Source organism: Kitasatospora sp. NPDC092286, from assembly GCF_044755565.1.
Taxonomy (GTDB): domain Bacteria; phylum Actinomycetota; class Actinomycetes; order Streptomycetales; family Streptomycetaceae; genus Kitasatospora.
Map to the genome: position 1 here is coordinate 74839 of NZ_JBIVRD010000020.1, position 17310 is coordinate 92148.

Here is a 17310-nt window from a genome sequence, read left to right on the forward strand (position 1 = left end):
CCTCGGCGGAGGCGGGCAGGGCGGGGCCGTACCCGAAGGCGTGCGGGGACACCGGAGCGCCGTGCCCGGCGAGGGGGCACGGTCGTGGCGGGTCCACTACGCACGGGGGAGGAACATGCCCGGTACCGTACCAGGCCCGCCGTCCGCCCCGGCAGCCCGGGGCGGACAGCGGCAGGGTCCCTAGGGAGCAGCGCCCCGGGGAGGGGCCCGGACGGAGCAGCGGGCCGGGCGGGCGGACGGCCACGCGGGTACGTTCGCCGTGTGCAGCAGATGTCCTCCCAGGTCAGAAGGCTGGCGGCGGTTTCCGTCGGCCCGGCGCTGGTACTCGCCGCCGTGGCTCCGGCCGCCTCCGGGCAGGACTCGGCCACCGTGGTCGGCGGCGAGCGGCTGGCCCGCTCCACCGTCCAGGTGGCGCCGCTGGCCGGGGCGCCCGCGCTGCCGTCGACGCTGACCGGGCGGTCCTGGCTGGTGGCCGACGCGACGAGCGGGGAGGTGCTGGCGGCGCGCGACGCCCATCTCCCGATACCGCCCGCCAGCACGCTGAAGATGCTGTTCGCGGACACCGTGCTGCCCCGGCTGGACCGGTCGCTGGAGCACAAGGTCACGTCGGCCGAGCTGGCCGGACTGGGCCCGGGCAGCAGCCTGGTCGGCATCAAGGAGGACCTGCCGTACCGGGTCGAGGACCTCTGGCGGGGCGTGTTCCTCAGCTCCGGCAACGACGCGGTGCACGTGCTCGCCCATCTGAACGGCGGCCTCGCCCTGACCGTCGCCCAGATGCAGGACCGCGCCGAGGCGTTGCAGGCCCGGGACACCCATGTGGTCTCCCCCGAGGGTTACGACCAGGACGGCCAGGTGTCCTCGGCCTACGACCTGACGCTGTTCGCCCGGGCCGGCCTGCGCAACAAGGACTTCCGCACCTACTGCTCCACCCGCACGGCCCGTTTCCCGGGCGGGGTGGACAAGCTGACCGGTCTGCGCACCTCGTTCGACATCGCCAACACCGACCGGCTGCTGGGCAGGTACCCCGGGCTGATCGGGGTGAAGAACGGCTACACCACCAACGCCGGCGCCACCTTCACCGGGGCTGCCGTACGCGGCGGCCGCACCCTGCTGGTGACGGTGATGCACCCGGAGTCGCAGCAGCAGGTGTACGACGAGGCGGCGAGCCTGCTCGACTGGGGGTTCGCGGCGGCGGGCCGGGTCGAGCCGGTCGGCCGCCTGGTGGACGAGGCCGGTGCCGACGCACCCGCCTCCTCCGCCCCGGCCGGGGTCCTGCCGCGCGCGATCCGGCAGGCCGACCACGCGCTCGGCCCGGGCGGCTGGACGGCGGTCGCCTTCTCCGTGGCCCTGGCGCTCTGGGCCTCGGGGCGCGCGCTGGCCCGCCGCCGGCACGGCGCCCCGGCCGTCACCGAGACGGCGGTCACCGAGACCGCCGCTGCCGGGACCGCCGCCGCCGAGGCCGTGGCGCCGTCCCTCCCCCTCACCCGGCCGGAGGTCACCGCTCTCGGTGGCTCGACGGTGGTCGGCGGCGGCCGTCGCCGACCGGGTCGGCGGGCCCGGACGCTGCTGGTGTCGGCCCGCCGCCGGCTGCGCGCCCGTCGGCACCGCTGACCGGTCAGCGGCCGTCGGCCCCCGGTGGTCCGACCGCGGGCGCACGGTGCGGGCCGCCCCCGGCCGTGGCGGGACGCCGGGCCGATGACGCCTAGACTTCCGGCCATGAGCGCCGCCACACCCCCCAGCCCGCAGGAGAGGCTCGAACGCCTCGTCCGGCTCTCCGCCGGGAGCTACCTGCTCGTCACCACGTACAAGAAGGACGGCACCGGCGTGCCGACCCCGGTCTGGGTGGTCCGTGACGGCGACGCGCTCGGCATCTGGACCGTCGCGGACTCCTGGAAGGTCAGGCGGATCCGCAACCGCGCCGACGTCCTGGTCGGCCCGTGCGACGTCCGGGGCAACCCGACCGGCGAGCAGTACCCGGCCACCGCCGAGATCCTCGGCCCCGAGCGCACCGCCGCCTACCGGACGCTGCTGCGCCAGAAGTACGGACTGCTGGGCGTGCTCACCCTGCTCGGCAGCCGGCTGCGGCGCGGCGAGCGGGCGACCGTCGGCATCCGGCTCACCCTGACGGACTGAGGGTACGCTCCACCCGCATGACCCCGCCCTCCTGGCTCGTCCCGCACTGGCCGCTCACCCTCACCACACCGCGTCTGACGCTGCGCCCGCTCGCCGCGCCCGACCTGCCGGCCCTCGCCGAGCTGTGCCGCGACCCGGAGGTCCGGCGCCACCTCGGCGGCCCGGTGCCCGAGGAGCGGATCGCCGTCCGGCTCGCCGCCGCCGAGGGGGCGCCGGGCGCCTTCGCGGTCACGCCCCGCACGGACGGCCCACGCCCGGAGGCCGGACCGCTCCTGGGACTGGTCAGCCTGGACGCCGACCACCGGGCGGCCGGACGCACCGAGCTGAGCTACCAGTTCCTCCCCCGCCACCAGGGCCGCGGCCAGGCCCGCGAGGCGGTGGCCGAAGCCGTCCGCTGGGCCGTCGCGACCGCCCCGGCGGGGTGGCCGGTGGTCGCCGTGACCCAGGCTGCCAACACCCGCTCCCGGTCACTGCTGGAACACCTCGGCCTCCGCCCCGCCGAGCGGCTCACCGAGTACGGCGAGCCGCAGGTGCTGTACGTCCTCCCAGCGCCTGGCGACAGTTGACGCCCCGTCAGGTAGTGGACCGGGCGGCGGGCCGTCCGCCGCGCGGCTCTTGAGGTCCACGGCCACCGGTCCGGCCCCGATCCGTGCCGCGCGGGCCGGCCATGATTCCCGGCTCTGTCGAAGATCTTGTGATGCTCGGGGTGCTCGACAAATGGAGTAGACGCCCCAGGGATACTGCTTGTCATGGCCGTCACCCAGCAGCTTGCCCGAGTCTCGGTGGAGTATCTCGAAGCCTGTCGAACGCGCGCCGAGGAGTCGTCCGATGGCGATCATCAGTGGGACCCGCCAGCGGCTGACAGCCTCGACCTGGACTGGGCCCCGTCAATGCTTGCCCGCGTGTGCGAGATCGCGGGAGTTGACGACTCCCGCCTCGCTGGGCTCAGGCGGGCCACCGACGGCGGCGCGGTGCTGGATGTCGGCTTCCTCGCTGACCCGCACATCGGGCCCTTCGGGCCCGCGCCGGCAGCCCTCGCGCCTTTCGAAGTCGAGCGAGTCTCCGACCTGGTCACAGGGATCGACTTCCAGGCCGTTCTGGCGGCGCTGCCGTCCGACGATCATGCGGCAGGGGCGCTGATCGCCGCTGAAGATGGCTTTCGAGGGCTCAGAACGTATCTGACGGTCCATTTCGACGCGCTTCGCGAGTTCCATGCGGAAGCCTCGAAGCGGGGCCTTGCCGTCGTCTTGTGGTGGGACTGATCTCCCGGGTCGACTGGTGACCGCTCGCTGACTTGCCCGAAGGAGTGGGTGAATCAGTCCCCGAGGAGTATCCGTCGGCGGAGAAGGTCGAGGTTGGCGCGGCCGTAGTCCTTGCGCTTGATCAGCTTAAAAGTTACGTGGAATCTGCCGGGGATGATCATGTCTCCTCGGTGTAACCACGGACTTGGGAGATGGCTTGAGCGGCACGACGGTGCTGACGGAGAAGTGGCCGGTGCTGGGCCGACATGAGCAGGCAGCGGCCTGGTTGGAGATCTGGACCGATCTCGGGCATGCGCCCCGCACGATCGACGCCTACGCCCGCGGAATGGCCGAGTACCTGCTGATGTGCGAGCGGGAGACTGTCGACCCAGTCACCGCGAACCGCGCGCATATCGCCTTCTGTGTAAGGGAGTTGACATCGCGGCCGAGCCGTCGCGGTGCGAACGTCGTCTTGTGGACGGTCACGCGATTCGGCTCTGTCGAAGATCTTGTGATCGGACCCGTGTCTGCCAGGTGGCATGACGGGTTGTCACTGGTGTGGTTCGCGAAGTATTGAGGCTGTTCTTCCTCATTTGTCTGCTGTTGTAGTCGAGTGCGTACAGCAGTCGGCCGCCGAGATCGTCCTTCATGCCCATGCGCGTGCGGCTGGTGGCGTGTGCCCGCGGTGCCGAAGATCGTCGCGGCGCGTGCACGGTCGCTCTGTCCGTCGTCTGGCGGATGCGGCGATCGGGGGCCAGTCGGTGGTCGTCGAGCTGCTGGTCCGCCGCTTCCGCTGCCTGAACACCGCTTGCGCTGCGGTGACGTTCGCAGAACAGATCGAGGGGCTGACCTCCCCGCACGCCCGCAAGACCCCGCTACTTCGGTCGATCCTGACGCCCGTCGCCTGCACGCTCGCTGGCCGTTCCGGTGCACGCTTTGCCGCACTGCTGGGTATCCGCGTTGCGAAAGACACCCTGCTTCAGCTGCTTCGCTCAATGCCCGAGCCACCAGCAACTCCAGTGCGAGTACTAGGGGCTGATGACTTCGCGCTACGTAGAGGCGACTCGTATGCCACCGTGTTGGTGGACCTGGAAGCGCGTCGACCGATCGACGTGCTGCCGGGCCGGGAGGCCGGACCCCTGGCCACCTGGCTGGCCGAGCACCCGGAGGTCGAGATCATTTGCAGGGACCGGGCCGGCGCCTACGCGGACGGTGCCAGAACCGGCGCACCGCAGGCCGTCCAGGTAGCCGACGGCTGGCACCTCTGGCGAAACCTGGCGGAGGCGGTCGAGAAGACCGTCGGCTCACACCACTCCTGCATCCGTTCCGCGTTCGCCGCGAGTCGGCCCGAAGAGCCGGGCCCGTCGGATGCTGCCGCCCGGCCCTTCAACCCTCCAGATGGGATACGCGATGTCCTCGGTCTCCCGAGGCGCCTGGTCGCCCGCACCAGGGAACGCTATGCGGCGGTGCAGGAACGACTGGCCGACGGCAAGTCGCTGGCCGCGATCGGCCGGGAGCTCCGGCTGGACCATTCCACCGTGCGCCGCTTCGCCCGCGCTGGCGAAATCGACGAGCTGCTCGTCAAGGCGGTCAACCGGCAGTCCATCCTCGACAAGTACAAGTCCTACCTGCACCAACGCTGGAATGAGGGCTGTCACGACATTCCCCTGCTTCACCGTGAACTCCGGGAACTCGGGTTCCCCGGAGGCGTCCAGACCGTCCGCCGCCACCTCCGGGAAGCCAAGCAACACGGCCTCCCATCGGTATCTCGGCCCGTCCCGAGGCCCCGCCGAGTGGTCCGCTGGATCATGACCGACCCAGCCCGCCTCACCGCCGACGACGCTCAGGAGCTCAAGGAGATCCGGGCCGACTACCCTCACCTCGATGCCACGGCCGGGCACGTCCGAGACTTCGCCGCCATGCTCCATGACCGACGCGGCGACCTGCTGCCCGAGTGGATGACCCGAGTTCTCGCCGACGACCTTCCAGCTCTCCACTCCCTGGTCACTGGCCTCCGCCGCGACCAGGACGCCGTCGCCGCGGGACTGTCCAGCACCTGGAGTTCGGGCCAGGTCGAAGGCCATGTCACGCGAATCAAGCTCCTCAAGCGCAAGGGCTACGGCCGTGCCAACCTCGACCTGCTCCGTCGGCGCATACTCCTCGCACCCTGACCCAGTCCGCTCCAGATCGCAAGATCGCTCCCGTCGTGCCGGGCTGTCGGACGCATGGGCGAAGATCTGCGTCATGACGGTGACTGCTGCTGACTACCTGTGGTTCGAGGACAGATTCCCAGACCTGGCCGAGGCGTACTGCTTCACGCTCGTGAACGACCTTGCGCCCTCCGAACTGCTGCAACGCCTCAAGGGGCAAGAACACCCCGCGCTGTCCGGAGTGACAGCAGTCGTCGAGGCCGCCTACGACCCGGGCGATACGCAGCAGCTGGTCGCGATGGCCGGCCTCGGCTCGTGGACCTTGATGATCGAGCCGAACGGCTATCTCGGTGTCAGCGAGGAATGGGCTTTGCCGGCCTCTGCTGGAACCACCTGGATCTCGCACTTCTGCAACGTCAACGGCTTGGACTCGTTCCTCTGGGCCGAGGATGCCGCGATGCGCTTGGCCTTCGAGCCGATGTTCCCCGACTCCCGTTGGGGCAACACCCCTGATGACCAACTGGAGAGGATGCACCGCGTCGGCTTCCACTTCGGCGCCGACGAGCCGGAGATCGACCAGTCGGTGGCCGCGGCCTTCGCCCTCGCGGACGCGATGACCGAAGTTCGTCTGACGCCGGGGTTCCTTGAGACAACCACATTCACCTGCGGGTCTGTCAAGATCCGCTGATTCCAGCAGGGCCTTGCCCACAACATCGAGGTTCTGCACGACTCTGATCACAAGATCTTCGCCAGAGCCTGATTCCCCTCCGCCAATAATAGCTCGCCATCAATACGATCGTATGGGTTACGATCACTTTCAAAGCGGCGGACAGCGGCGGACGGAGTGCACGATGAGGATCCTGGCTCTCGGCGGCCCCGGAGCGATGGGGGCCGTAGCGGTCCGCGTGGCGGCCGGGCTCCCCGGCGTCACCGAGATCGTGGTGGCCGACAGAAACCTCGACGCGGCCCGGGCACTGGTCCGTCGGCTCGCCGGCACCGGAGGCACGCCGATGCGGGCGCTCACGGTGGACGTGACCGACGACGCCGCGCTGCGGGCCGCGCTCGACGGTGCGGACGTCGTCCTCAACACCGTCGGTCCGTACTACCGCTTCGGCATGACCGTGCTGCGGGCCGCGATCGCGACCGGAACCCACTACCTGGACATCTGCGACGACTGGGAGCCGACCCTGCGGATGCTCGACCTGGACGGGGAGGCCCGGGCCGCCGGGGTCTGCGCCGTGGTGGGCATGGGCGCCAGCCCCGGGGTCAGCAACCTGCTGGCCGCCCGCGCCGTCCGGCGGCTGGACCACCTCCAGGACCTGTACACCGCCTGGCCCGTCGACGTCTCCGGCAGCGGGGACGACGAACAGCTGAGCGACCCCGACGGGCGCCCCGGCGCGGCCGCCGTGCACTGGATGGAGCAGATCAGCGGGGACGTGGCGGTGGTCAGCGGCGGGCGGCTCGTCCACCGACGGCCGCTGCTGCCGGTCACCCTCGCCGTCCCCACCGGACGCTCCGGCACGGCCTACACCGTCGGACATCCCGAGCCGGTCACCCTGCACCGCAGTTTCCGTCCGGCCGGCGAGGCCGCCAGTCTCATGGTCGTCACCCCGGGCACGGTGGCCTACCTCGACGTCCTGCGCCGCGACATCGACGCCGGAAGACTCACCAACGAGACCGCCGCGGCCGACCTGGCCAAACCCTCACCGCTTCGCACACTGCGGGCCACGGCGGGTGCCGTGGGCCGCAAGGGGCCCGGGTCGCTGCCGCCGTTCTTCGCCGCCGCGACGGGCTCCCGCCACGGCCGCCCGGTCACCGTTCTGGCCCGGCTCGCCGATACACCCGGCGCCTCGGCGCTGATCGACGACATGGCGGAGGCGACCGGGATCCCGCTGGCGCTGGGGCTCGCGCAACTGCTGGACGGCACCGCCCGCCGCCCCGGCGTCCACCCGCCGGAGACCGCCATCGACGCCGAACGCTTCTTTCTCGATCTGGCGCGCCACGTGCCCGCCCTTCCCGGTGGCGACGGCCCGCTCGACGGCGTGGCCATCGACGTGACCCCGATCGGGTGAAGCAGGAGACACGAGTCCCGAACCGGGAGAAGTCGCCACGCCCCCCACCACCGGCGTCGACCTGGCCGGACGGGCCGTCCGCCGCGGTGCGGCGGCGCGGGTTCCGGCCGGACAGCCCGCTGGGACGCGCCTTCCCGAGCTGAGACGATCACCAGGACCGTACGAACGACCGCAGGAGTGGGGAACATGACCGGTCTGGTGCTGCTCGGCGTCCTGGCGCTCGTCATCGGAGGGTGCGCATGTGTGGTGTGGGCGGAACGCGGCGGGCCCCGCTGGGTCCGCGCCGTGGCGGCCGTGACGCTCGCCGCGGGCTCGCTGCTGCGCCGTTCCGGGAAGAACCGGCGCCGGAGCCTGAACCGGAGCTCCGGCGACGGCGACGGCGGTGACTAGGAACGTCCTTCGGCACGCCCCGAACCGGGCCGCCCGCGCTTCGCGCGGGCGGACGCCGACTCCGACGACCTCGTCCCGCGCGGATCAGGCGAGGTTCTTCTCCAGGGCCGCGAGGTAGTTGCGCATGAAGTGGTCGCGCACACCGTCGCCGGCCGGGGCGAACGCGTCGGCGGTCAGGCCTTTCGCCCGGTCGGCGAGACCGCCGGCCAGGCTCATCGAGTCGTGCACCCTGCCCGCGGAGTCGATGTACTTGAGCGTGTCGACATGGGTGAAGGCGGGCTCGGGCGGCAGCTGCGGAACGATGTCGTTGTTGTTGACGAAGCGGTACATCCGGTCCTTGAAGCCCTGGTTGCAGGCGGCGGCCAGGGTGCGGTCGCAGGTGCGGGGCTGGCCGAAGGTGTAGACACCGTCCGCCCGCAGGCGCGGCTCCTCCAGGTACATGCGCGCTCCGACGAGCATCGCCAGCGCGCCGCCGAGGCTGTGGCCGGTGAACCAGACACTCTGACCGTCCGTGCGCAGTTCGGCGAGCGCCTTCCGGATGTCGGGGAAGACGGATTCGAGGGCCTCGGCGAAGCCGTAGTGGACGTAGCCGGTCCGGGCGGGGCCGGGCCAGGGCGGGGTGGTGGCGTCGGAGAGCCAGTCCCGGATCTCCCGCGGTTCGGTGCCCCGGAACGCGGTGACGATCATGTAGTCGCCGGCCATCGTGTAGGCCTGGGTGTCCTCGAGCGGGAAGGGCGGCGTGAAGCCGGTCCGGTGGTGGCGCACCGTGGTGAAGCCCCAGGCGCGGGCCTGCTCCTCGATGGTGTCCTCGCCCTTGTAGGCGAGGTCGGCGGCCCTGGCCAGCCAGTAGGCCTGGGAGAGGCTGTAGCCCTCGGCGTGGTGGTCGACGGCGGTGGGCACCGGCATGGTGCGGCTCCTTCTCGAAACTCCGGTCGGCACCGCTCCGAGCAGGCCGACGGCACGGGTGTCGTCCCCTGTCGTACCGGCCCGAGCCCGCCGGCCTCGGCCACCGCGCCCCGCGCATCACCCGAAAGGCCACAGGCGGCCGACCGTCTGCCGGAGAGACCCGGCCCACCTGTCGTCCGTCTGCCCACCCGCCGCGCCACCGGGACGGCACCGGCGGTTCCGGTTGTCGTCAGCGAGCAGCGGGGATTGACTTCCGGTCAATCGAAGGCCGAAACCCTCTTCTGAGCACCAATCAATCCCCAAAGGCGACTGGGGCGTTCGAAGACATGCCATCCTTAGTGCCATGTGAGGCGTGAAATTTCACATTCCACTAATACTCCTGGAAGAGGACCCTGATGAAGCGCACCCTCGCCGCCGCCCTCGTCGGCCCCGCCGCACTCACCACCCTGGGCACCGCAACGGCCTCGGCCGCCCCCCTCACCACCTCGACCCCCACGACCACGTGCGCCGCCGGCTTCGCCGGAGTCCTGGCGACCACGATCTGCGCCGACGTCACCGACAACCAGGTGAAGTTCTACGGCTTCGCCGACACCGACCCCCGCTGGTCGGCCCGTCAGGTGGCGTTCAGCCTCTCCGGCTCCGTGGTGGGCGGCGCCTCGCTCGGCACCCTCAACACCAGCGTCCTGGTCCCGCGCGGCGGCACCCGCGTCGGCGACGTGACCGGCACCGCCCCGTGCGGCTCCAGCGTCACCGGCGAGTTCAAGGTCACCGAGTGGGGCTGGGCGCCGTCCACCGCCACCGTGACCGTCCCGGTCACCTGCTGACGGCACGCCCGCCACCCGGGCCGGCCCGACGGCGGCCGGCCCGGGTGATCCCCCCGGTGGGGAAGCGCGAGTCGGCGTCGCCGTTCCAGGAGAGGACCGCGAGCGGCGGTACGGGAGAACCCCATGAACCGCCTCGCCACCGTGCCGGCCGGCGCCGCAGCCCTGGCCGAGCCGGATCCGAGATCAATCGGGCGCAGGAGACACGTCCCCGCCGCCCTCAGGGGGCTCACCGGGCAGCGGGAGCCGACCCGATGTCAACCACGCGTGCCCACTCGGGCGGCGAGTCCGGCACGTAGTCGGGATCGTCCTCGTCCCACGACCGGGCCCGGCGCCGGGGAAACAGGCCCACCACGGTCCGGCACGGCGGTCGCGTGCTCGGCCAGGGCGTCTGCCCGTCGGTCAGGACCACGATGACGTCCGGTGGGGACCCCATCCGAAGCGCCCTGGCGAAGCCGGTGCGTAGATCGGTGCCCCCACCGCCCACCAGTGGTATTCCCTCGGCACGGCACAGCGGGTGGGCGATCCGGGCCGAGGCGTCGCACGGCACCACGGTGATCAGGTCGCGACGGCCGCCCACGGCGCGGGAGATCGCAGCGACTTCGAGAAGTGCGCTGCCCAGTTCGGCGTCACTGACCGACCCGGAGGTGTCGATGACCACGCAGACCCGCGGCGGCCGGCGCCGCAGGCTCGGCAGGACGACGCCGGGCACCCCGGCCGAGCGCCGCGAAGGCCTGCCGTAGGTGTAGTCCTCGCCCGCGCCGGCGCCGGAGGTCGCCGAGCGGATCGCCGCTCCCAGCAACTCCCGCCATGGCTGCGGCGGGTGGAATGCCTCCTCCGCCCACCGCCGCCACCCCTTCGGAGTGTGCCCCGGACGGGCGGTGATGCCCTGTGCCACCCGGAACCGGACCGCGTCCCGTTCCTGCGCGCTGAGGCCGTGCGCGCCGTCCGGCCCCAGGTCCCACTCCCGTTCCAGTCCGTCGGCGCCACTGCCACAGTCCAGCCAGGCCAGGCTCTCCGTGCACGGCCCGAGCCCGAACTGCCGCAGGTAGTCCTCCATGAGCTCGCCCTCGGACAGCCCCAAAAGCCCTGGCTCGACGGCGCCTTCGGGCTTGACCAGCCCGTCACCGAACACGTCGTCGTTGATCTCGCAGTCCGCGGCGATGTTCATCCGAAGCCGCTCCCCCGGGCCGCTCAGCCCGCGTTCGCGCGCGACCCGGTCACTGCGCCCGTGGTGGTCGCGCAGCAGGTGCGAAACCTCGTGCACCCATACGCCGGCCAGTTCCTCCACCGGCGTCCGAGCCACGAACGCCGGCGAGACGTAGCACCGCCAGTGCCGGTCGACGGCCATCGTCGGTACCCGCCGCGACTCCACGGTGTGCAGGGCGAACAGCGCCGTCGCCAAGTAGGGCCGGACCCGCGCGGCGTGCAGCCGGGCGGCGAAGAGCTTGTCGAGGTCCAAGGTCCCCGGCGCCTCCGGGATCACCGGCCGGCCTTCGCGGCGGCCGCGGCCCGGACCGCCGCCTGGTCTGCTCGCCGGGACAGGGACACCGCTCCGGCGAGCCGCTCGATCGACGCCGGAACGTCCCAGTCCTGCCGGCGCAGCGAGGCGAGTGTCGTCGCGGGGACGACCACCAGGTCCGGGGCTCCGGTCTCCAACGCCCGGACCAGGAGCGCCCACGCCGCGTCCCAGCGGGACTTCTCCGGGCGGTTGCGGACCGCCGCCACCACGCCGTCGAGCACGGCTTGGCGCAGATCCCCCCGCTCGGGCAGCACGGCACCCGCCGGGTCGGCGAGAAGCGCCTCGGGGTCCGGGAGGTCCATCCGGTCCAGGCCGGCCAGCAGCTCCAGCCCCGGGCCGTCCCCCACCGTGCCCCTGACCAGCAAGGAAAGAACCTCCCTGGAGGAGCCGGCCGCGGTCGCGAAGGCGATCAGACACAGGGCCATCTCCCAGCTTCGGGGTGACGGCCAGGGCCCGCCCCGACGGGTTTCACTGCTGGGCAGCCGGTGCACCAGCCCCGGACGGGCGGCCAGCAGCCCGCACACCGCGCGGCGGGCGAAGTCCACGGCCTCCGGCAGCCTCTCGGGGGCGAGCCGCGGAAGTGTTGCCCGGGGCCATGTCCCGCCGAGGCCGCGCACTACGACCTCGTGGTCGTGGGTCCACTGAAGATGGACGAACCGGTTGGCCAACGGCGGGCTCAGCTCCCAGCCGTCGGCCGCCGAGGAGCGTGGATTGGCGGCGGCCACGATCCGGACCCCGGGCGGCAGTTGCAGGGTGCCGATCCGCCGCTCCAGTACGAGGCGGAGCAGGGCTGCTTGAACGGCCGGCGGCGCGGTGGACAGCTCGTCCAGGAACAGCAGCCCGCGGCCGGCCCGGACCAGTCGCACAGCCCAGTCCGGCGGAGCCATCGGGACACCCTGTTCCGCGGGATCGTCACCGACGACGGGCAGCCCCGAGAAGTCGGACGGCTCGTGCACACTGGCGATCACTGTGGTCAGCGGAAGATCCAGAGCCGTCGCGAGCTGTGTCAGGGCCGCGGTCTTACCGATTCCCGGCTCACCCCACAGGAGCACGGGCAGGTCGGCGGCCACGGCCAGCGTCAGGGCCTCCAGTTGGGTGTCGGGGCGCGGCTCGGTGGTGGTGTCGCGCAGCAGGACCAGCAACTCGCCGGCGACGTCGAGTTGGGAGGCATGGGCTCGGCCGGAGGGGGTGCCGGTGGCGGCAGGCCGGGTGTGTGCGGGCATGTCTGATCACCTGTCGGTTGGTGGTGGGTCGAGCAGATGCGGGGAACGGGGTCCCCGGGGTCAGTGGGCCAGTGGGCCAGTGGGTCAGCGGGTCAGCGCGTGGCGCGGGCGGGAACGGCGGTCGCCCGAACGGCCACGATCCACGCGGCCGAATCCGGGTCCGGCCACAGGTCCGGGTCCGGCGCCGACCAGGCCTGCCCTGAACAGTCCGTAGGTGATCCGCCTCAGCGCGGCCGCCTCCAGTTCGTCCCGCAGATCGCCGCTGCGCAGCAGCGCGTCGGGGCCCAGGAGGCCCTCGACGACGGCCAGCGCACCGGCGGTGTCTCCGTGGTCCAGGCGTTCGCGAACCCCCGGGAGGCAGTCCGGACGACGGTGCGCCAGATCGATCGCCTGGAGGCAGGGAAGCGGCGTACCGGTCAGTGCGGCCAGCAGTTCTTCCCGGCGGACCTCGGCCGGGTCATGGTCCAGCGGAGCCAGTACCCCGTCGACCAGACCGATCCGGTGCTGAGCTCCACGGCACTCCACGAGGCGCGGTTGTCCCGGCCGGTCCGGAGTCCGGGACGGACCGGCCGGCGAATGGCCCGGTACCAGTGCCGAGGCGACCAGCGGGTGCAGCCGATCGGCCTCGATCGAACCGGTGCGGATCAGTTCCAGGTCGGGCAGCGCCCAGGTCGCCGCGTCGGGCAGGACCGGCAGCGCGGAGGCACCGCCGTCCGTGGACGTCGCCGCGATCCGCACCGCAGGCGGCCCGAGGCCGTCCCGGTCCACGGCCAGGTCCAGGAACAGCCGGCGTCGGGCCCCGAGCCACACGGCGACGGTATCGGTGGGCCGCCCCTCTGCGTGGAGCAGAATCCCCGCCTCGGCCGCCCATCGGTCAACGGCGCAGCGGCGCCACCGTGGCACCAGCCCCGTCGAATCGCGGTTCAGCACAGGCCGGCCGTCGGCGGGCGGCCGGTCGGCCCCGGACCGGATCCGCAGCTCATCAGCCCTTTCCACGTCCCACAGGTGGCGGTGCAGGTCGAGGCGGAACCGCCGGCTGGGACGGGGATGCGGATAACGGCCGGTGACGGCCTCCGCGGAGGATCCGTCCCACAGTGCGAGGCTGATCCGCTGACCGGCATCCGCCCAGGCCGGTGGAGTCCGGGCCACGAGGTGCACCGGGCATTCGCCGTCACGCCCGGCTGCGTCGTACCGGGCCAGCGCGATGGTCAGACCCGGGCGCAGCAGCCCGTCAGAAGCGATCCTCGGCATGTGCCAGCGCAACAGGTCAGGAGCCAGCCGGCGGAGGTCGGCCCGCACCCGGGCCACGAGGTCCTGGCCATGGGTACGCGCCAGGGAACGCAGGTTGAGGTCGACGTCGATGCCTGCGGCGGCGCACGCCCCGGCCCAGTCTCCGGCACACCGGCGGGTTGTCGCAGTCTCGATCATGGACGGCGGCACGGCGAACTCGCGCACGCGCAGCCAGAGGGAAAGGTGGGAATCCCCATTCGCGGTCCGAGTGAGCATCAGCACTCACCTTGCGCGGATGGGACCCCCAATCTGGTAACAGAATGAGTCGTCATCGCGAGGATCATAGCGCTCCTCTTCGCGATCTGTCAGCTGCCCCAGGCCGGACCGTCTCCTGGGCCCTGTCGGCGAACGCGGTGACCCCGCTGTGCCCAACACCGGCGTGGCGTCAGTGCGGTCAGTACCGCACGGCCTTGACCACCACGGGGAGCAGGGTGACGTCGGCCGGCTGGGTGCTGAACGCGACCGGCGAGGCCTTGCCCCCGGCGGGGACGTCGTCGGCGCCGACGATCGCGCTGTCCACCGTCTTTCCGCTGGTGTCGGTGAAGTCCACCTGCACGGCGAACGACGCGGCGGAGGTGCCGGTGTTGGCGATGGTGACCACGACGGCGTGCAGGCCACCGGTGCTGGCGCGCGGCAGCCCGGTGAGGGTGACCGCGCCCAGCGCGTTGCCCCCGTCCTCCACCCCGCTCAGCACCGAGGCCGCCTTGGCGTTCGCCTGCGCGCCCTGCGCCGCGACCGAGGCTTCGAAGGAGGCCGCCGCCGCGGAGGAGGACGCCCTCGCCGCCGAAGCGGAGGCGAGGGCCGACTCGACCGTCGAGGCCAGCGCGGACGGCGGCTCACCCGAGAACGCGGACGGGTTGGGTGCGGTGCTCAGCGTGGAGGGTGTCTCCGGGCCTGAGGCGCCGATCGACGGATTGGTCGACGAGCTGCTGCACGCGGCCAGCACGGCCGCGCCTCCGAGCATGGCCAGCAGCGCCCCCCTGCGGTGTGCCGTCCACCGCCGGCGGACGCTCGTACCAGGACGGCTCGGGAGGGTATGGAGTTCACGCACCGAGGATCCCTCTTCTTGTTCGGTGACCGGCGGCGCTTGGGCCCTTACCTCCCCATGCTTGGCAACAACCGCCGCCGCGGCGAAAGCTGCTGACCCGTTCGAGTGCCCGCCCGCCCCCTGCCCGGGACGGCAGCGCACCTCCGTTTCCGGCGGATAACGTTCCGGTTGCATGCACACAACCCGCTCAAACCCCCACCAGCGTGCGCACCGGAGGCACTAGGCTCCCTGCTGGCCGCCCTGGCACCAGCCGAGCGGTGACAACGGTCGACAACCGCACCGACTCCGGCGGCGCGGCCCGGTTTCCCTGGGGGACATTCGTGCAGGACATGGTCAAGGGCTCCAACGTCGGGCTGGCGGCGCTGAGCGACAGCACCGACTCCGTCATAGTGAGCCTTGGCTGGAGCAGCCCCGGCGGCGACGGGGACGCCGACGTCTCGGTGCTGCTTCTGGCCGCGGACGGCAAGGTGCGGAGCAACGCGGACTTCTTCTTCTACAACAACCCGGCGGCCGAGGACGGAAGCGTCCAGTTGCTCGGGCAGACCCCGACGGAGGTCGGCACCGAGGACCGCATCCAGCTCGACCTGACCGCCGTGCCCGCAGGCGTCGAACGGCTGGTGATCGCGGCCAGCCGTCACCAGCGCGCGGCGTTCGGCCAGTTGGACAACCTCCGGCTGGGGCTGGCCGACAGCGCCGGGGAGCAGTTGCTCACCTTCCCCATCGCGGACGCGGACTCCGAGAGCGCGTTCGTCTTCGGCGAGATCTACCGGCGCAACCAGGAGTGGAAGTTCCGCGCCGTCGGGCAGGGCTACGACTCGGGACTGGCCGGGCTCGCCACCGACTTCGGCATCGAGATCGACGACGACGAGACCGATGACGGGGTCGGCGAGGGGATCGAGGAAGGGACCGAGGAAGGGACTGACGACGGGGTCGGCGGGCGCACGGGTGACGAGGCGACGGCCCCCGGGGCGCCGCAGCCGTCCGCCGTCGGCGAGGCGCCCGCCGCTCCGGACGGCGCGGGTCCGGCCGCCAAGGTGCTGGTACCGGCCCAGGCCCAGCCGCCGGCCGCCGAGGGGGCGCCCTCCGCACCGGCCGCGCCCAAGCGGCTGCGCACCGCGAGGAAGAAGGTGACCCGGCCCAGGAGTGCCAGGCCGTCGCTGGCCGAGAACGACTCCTGGCGCAGTGCCCGTCTCTTCCCCGCGACCAGCCTCAAGAGCGACCGGGAGCGCGAGGTCCGGGCCACCTCCGTCCTGCTGTCGGTGATGGCACAGGTGCCGGAGTTCGGCCGCCGGCTGACCGCGGCGTTCGGGGCGCCGGCCGGCCGGATGGAGACCTTCGCCGAGGTCTCGCTCCCCCACGGCGACTCCCCCAAGCGCCCCGACGGCGTCATCCGGGTCGATCGCGCCGGGCGGCTCTGGACGGCCCTGCTGGAGAGCAAGACCAACGGCAACCCGCTGAAGGCCGAGCAGGTCCAGGACTACATGGACATCGCCGCCCGGCGCGGCTACGAAGCGGTCATCACCCTCTCCAACGATGTCGCGCTGGAAGGCAGCCCGCTCGTCTCCGTCAAGATCGACGGGCGCCGCAAGCACAAGGTGATGCTCTGCCACCTGTCCTGGGCCGAGGTCGCTTTCCAGGCGAAGATGCTGATCCGTCACGAGGGCCTCACCAATCCGGCGCACGGGTGGCTCCTGGAGGAGCTGCTGCACTACCTCCAGCACGAGAACTCGGGCTGCCACGGCTTCCAGAACATGGGCCCGGCGTGGGTGCCGGTGCGCAACGGCATCGACGACGAGACGCTCACCCAGGGGGACGAGCGCGCCGTCCAGGTCGTCGAGAGCTGGGAGCGGCTCATCCGCCAGGTCTGCCTCCAGCTCGGCGGCGAACTCGGCGTCAAGGTCCAGCCCGTCCAGCGAACCCGCCGCGGCGAGGGCCCCCGGGACCGGCGCGCCGCGCTCGCCGACCGGCTCTGCGCGGACGGCCGGCTCAACGCCGAGATCAGGATCGAGGACACCGTCGGCACCGTCACCATCACGGCGGACCTGCGTCTCGGCAAGCTGCGCACCTCGATCGAGATCCCGGCTCCGGAGCAGGGCTACCCGCTGAGCTGGGTCAAGCGACTGGTCCGCCAGCTCGCCGAGGCACCGGCAGACCTGCACGTCGAGACCCTGACGGACGGTGCCGCCGCCGGACCTCGCGGCACCCTGGAGAAGCTGCGGCCCGAGCCGGGCAATCTGCTGCCGAAGGACTCGTCGAAGATCACCGGGTTCCGGCTCTCCCTCGCGAAGTCGGTGGGAAGCACCCGGGGCAACGCCGAGACCGGCTTCATCCGGGGTGTCGACGCCGCCGTCGAGCGGTTCCACTCGGGTGTGGTCGCCCACCTCGACCACCGGGCGGGCCGTCGGGTGTAGGGGCGAACCGTCAGCAGGGCCGGGGCCGCAGGACGGGCCCCGGCCCTGTCGGCGTTCGGGCGGGAAGGGCGGGAAGGGCGGGGAGGGACAGGGCAGGGCGGGA

Annotated in this window: 16 protein-coding genes; 11 read left to right on the forward strand and 5 right to left on the reverse strand. The window is 72.1% G+C overall.

Annotated elements, in window-relative coordinates; genetic code table 11:
• Window positions 1-270 precede the first annotated feature (270 nt).
• The 9 genes from ACIQIB_RS21350 to ACIQIB_RS21390 all read left to right on the forward strand — a co-directional run bounded on the left by ACIQIB_RS21350 (window position 271) and on the right by ACIQIB_RS21390 (window position 7986).
• Complete coding sequence (locus tag ACIQIB_RS21350; protein WP_400759827.1) at window positions 271-1611, forward strand: D-alanyl-D-alanine carboxypeptidase family protein; 1341 nt, start codon at window positions 271-273, stop codon at window positions 1609-1611.
• 105 nt (window positions 1612-1716) lie between these two features.
• Entirely contained in the window at window positions 1717-2133 is a 417-nt protein-coding gene (locus ACIQIB_RS21355; RefSeq protein ID WP_363609937.1) for a PPOX class F420-dependent oxidoreductase, read from the forward strand.
• A 17-nt stretch (window positions 2134-2150) separates the two neighbouring features.
• The gene (locus tag ACIQIB_RS21360; protein ID WP_363609935.1) at window positions 2151-2699 is read left to right on the forward strand and encodes a GNAT family N-acetyltransferase; all 549 of its coding nucleotides are present in this window, start codon (window positions 2151-2153) and stop codon (window positions 2697-2699) included.
• Between the two features lie 183 nt (window positions 2700-2882).
• A complete protein-coding gene (locus ACIQIB_RS21365) occupies window positions 2883-3395 on the forward strand; it encodes a DUF1877 domain-containing protein (RefSeq protein ID WP_400759749.1) in 513 nt (170 codons plus the stop codon).
• Window positions 3396-3591: 196 nt separating this feature from the next.
• Window positions 3592-3951: a hypothetical protein gene (locus tag ACIQIB_RS21370; protein ID WP_400759752.1), complete on the forward strand. Its 360-nt coding sequence runs from the start codon at window positions 3592-3594 to the stop codon at window positions 3949-3951.
• The gene (locus ACIQIB_RS21375) at window positions 3914-5545 is read left to right on the forward strand and encodes an ISL3 family transposase (RefSeq protein ID WP_400759755.1); all 1632 of its coding nucleotides are present in this window, start codon (window positions 3914-3916) and stop codon (window positions 5543-5545) included. The genes ACIQIB_RS21370 and ACIQIB_RS21375 overlap by 38 nt, the downstream gene beginning before the upstream one ends.
• Before the next feature lie 73 nt (window positions 5546-5618).
• On the forward strand, window positions 5619-6212 hold the full coding sequence (locus ACIQIB_RS21380) for a DUF6461 domain-containing protein (RefSeq protein WP_400759757.1): 594 nt from the start codon (window positions 5619-5621) through the stop codon (window positions 6210-6212).
• A 163-nt stretch (window positions 6213-6375) separates the two neighbouring features.
• Window positions 6376-7596: a saccharopine dehydrogenase family protein gene (locus tag ACIQIB_RS21385; protein WP_400759760.1), complete on the forward strand. Its 1221-nt coding sequence runs from the start codon at window positions 6376-6378 to the stop codon at window positions 7594-7596.
• Between the two features lie 186 nt (window positions 7597-7782).
• Entirely contained in the window at window positions 7783-7986 is a 204-nt protein-coding gene (locus tag ACIQIB_RS21390) for a hypothetical protein (protein WP_363609931.1), read from the forward strand.
• Between the two features lie 84 nt (window positions 7987-8070).
• On the opposite strand, the gene ACIQIB_RS21395 is transcribed toward ACIQIB_RS21390, so the two are convergent.
• Window positions 8071-8892, reverse strand: a complete 822-nt coding sequence (locus tag ACIQIB_RS21395) for a lipase family protein (protein ID WP_400759763.1) — start codon at window positions 8890-8892, stop codon at window positions 8071-8073.
• 395 nt (window positions 8893-9287) lie between these two features.
• Here ACIQIB_RS21395 and ACIQIB_RS21400 point away from each other — a divergent pair, with 395 nt between their 5' ends.
• Complete coding sequence (locus ACIQIB_RS21400) at window positions 9288-9716, forward strand: hypothetical protein (protein WP_400759766.1); 429 nt, start codon at window positions 9288-9290, stop codon at window positions 9714-9716.
• 226 nt (window positions 9717-9942) lie between these two features.
• Here ACIQIB_RS21400 and ACIQIB_RS21405 read toward each other — a convergent pair whose 3' ends face one another.
• The 4 genes from ACIQIB_RS21405 to ACIQIB_RS21420 form a co-directional block, all read right to left on the reverse strand.
• The gene (locus ACIQIB_RS21405; RefSeq protein WP_363609925.1) at window positions 9943-11199 is read right to left on the reverse strand and encodes a DUF2201 family putative metallopeptidase; all 1257 of its coding nucleotides are present in this window, start codon (window positions 11197-11199) and stop codon (window positions 9943-9945) included.
• Window positions 11196-12458: a MoxR family ATPase gene (locus ACIQIB_RS21410; RefSeq protein WP_363609923.1), complete on the reverse strand. Its 1263-nt coding sequence runs from the start codon at window positions 12456-12458 to the stop codon at window positions 11196-11198. Before ACIQIB_RS21410 ends, ACIQIB_RS21405 begins: the two co-directional genes overlap by 4 nt.
• Before the next feature lie 84 nt (window positions 12459-12542).
• The gene (locus tag ACIQIB_RS21415) at window positions 12543-13964 is read right to left on the reverse strand and encodes a hypothetical protein (RefSeq protein WP_400759768.1); all 1422 of its coding nucleotides are present in this window, start codon (window positions 13962-13964) and stop codon (window positions 12543-12545) included.
• Window positions 13965-14142: 178 nt separating this feature from the next.
• Window positions 14143-14799: a hypothetical protein gene (locus ACIQIB_RS21420; RefSeq protein ID WP_363609919.1), complete on the reverse strand. Its 657-nt coding sequence runs from the start codon at window positions 14797-14799 to the stop codon at window positions 14143-14145.
• Between the two features lie 326 nt (window positions 14800-15125).
• Here ACIQIB_RS21420 and ACIQIB_RS21425 point away from each other — a divergent pair, with 326 nt between their 5' ends.
• Entirely contained in the window at window positions 15126-17207 is a 2082-nt protein-coding gene (locus ACIQIB_RS21425; protein ID WP_400759829.1) for a TerD family protein, read from the forward strand.
• The last annotated feature ends 103 nt before the right edge of the window (window positions 17208-17310 follow it).